Origin of the sequence: Pigmentiphaga sp. NML030171 (assembly GCF_002188635.1) — a bacterium.
GTDB lineage: Bacteria > Pseudomonadota > Gammaproteobacteria > Burkholderiales > Burkholderiaceae_B > Pigmentiphaga > Pigmentiphaga daeguensis.
Map to the genome: position 1 here is coordinate 1 of NZ_NINX01000054.1, position 1,251 is coordinate 1,251.

Consider the following 1,251-nt stretch of genomic DNA (forward strand, 5'->3'; position numbering starts at 1 on the left):
TGGGCTTGCCCCGTTACTCCGGACAGATCAGATGGCATGATCATGCCTGGAGAGCGAAGCGATGGCACGAAACAGAAGACATTTCACGGACGAGTTCAAGCGCGAGGCGGTGAGGCTGGCGGAACAGCCCGATAGCAACGTATCGGGCGTGGCTCAGGACCTGGGTTTGGATCCCAGCGTTCTACGGCGTTGGGTCGGGCAGATGCGCGGCGGCACATGGGAGCCGACGCCCGGCAAGGCGCTCAAGAGTGCCCAGCAGCAGGAAATCGAGCAACTACGGCGGGAGCTGGCCAAGGTCAAGACCGAACGAGACATATTAAAAAAAGCGGTCGGATACTTTGCCAAGGACCAGACATGAAGTATCCGTTCATCGCCCGGCATCGGGCCGTCTGGTCGGTCAGCGAGCTATGCCGAACCTTGGGCGTGTCGCGCAGCGGCTTTTATGAATGGCATGGCCGCTCGCCCAGCGCTCGGGAACAGGCCAACGAGCGATTGATCGGCCGTATCCGAGAGAGCTTCCAGTCCAGCGATCGGACGTATGGCAGCCCTCGGGTATGGCGGGATCTGCGCGCCTGGGGCGAGCACTGCGGCAGGCATCGTGTGGCGCGTCTGATGCGCCGGGCAAACCTCGTGGCACGAACCAAGCGCCGTCGTCACCCGTCGGATGCGGGGCCAAGATCGGCTCATGCCATTGCCGCCAACGTGCTGGATCGAGACTTTACGGCCCGCGCGCCCAACCAGAAATGGGTGGCCGACTTCACCTATGTCTGGACAGCAGAGGGCTGGCTCTACGTGGCGGCCGTCATGGACTTGTACTCACGACGTATCGTCGGCTGGTCCATGCAGGCCAGCATGACGTCGCAATTGGTGACCGACGCCCTGATGATGGCGTTGCATCGGCGAGGCCGCCCGCGCGAAGTCCTGCACCACTCCGACCAGGGCAGCCAGTACACCAGCGAGCAGTTCCAGATGCTGCTGGCCGATGCTGGGATCGTGTGCAGCATGAGCAAGCGCGGGGACTGCTGGGATAATGCCGCCATGGAGAGCTTCTTCTCCACGCTGAAAACCGAACGGCTGAGCCGACGGATTTACCGGTCCCGCGATGAGTGCAGGGCCGAGGTGTTCGACTACATCGAGCGGTTCTACAACACAAGGCGCCAGCACTCAACGCTGGGATACGTCAGCCCCATGCAGTTCGAGGCGGCGGTTTGTTAGGTTAAACAACCTGTCCGGAGAGGCGGGGCAAGCCCA

Annotated in this window: 1 protein-coding gene; it reads left to right on the forward strand. The window is 62.3% G+C overall.

Annotated elements, in window-relative coordinates; all coding sequences use genetic code 11:
• Positions 1-61: 61 nt before the first annotated feature.
• A protein-coding gene (locus CDO46_RS26665) for an IS3 family transposase (RefSeq protein WP_243724652.1) occupies positions 62-1,215 on the forward strand; the annotation gives its coding sequence in 2 pieces (ribosomal slippage) (positions 62-329 and positions 329-1,215; 1,155 coding nt in all).
• Positions 1,216-1,251: the final 36 nt, after the last annotated feature.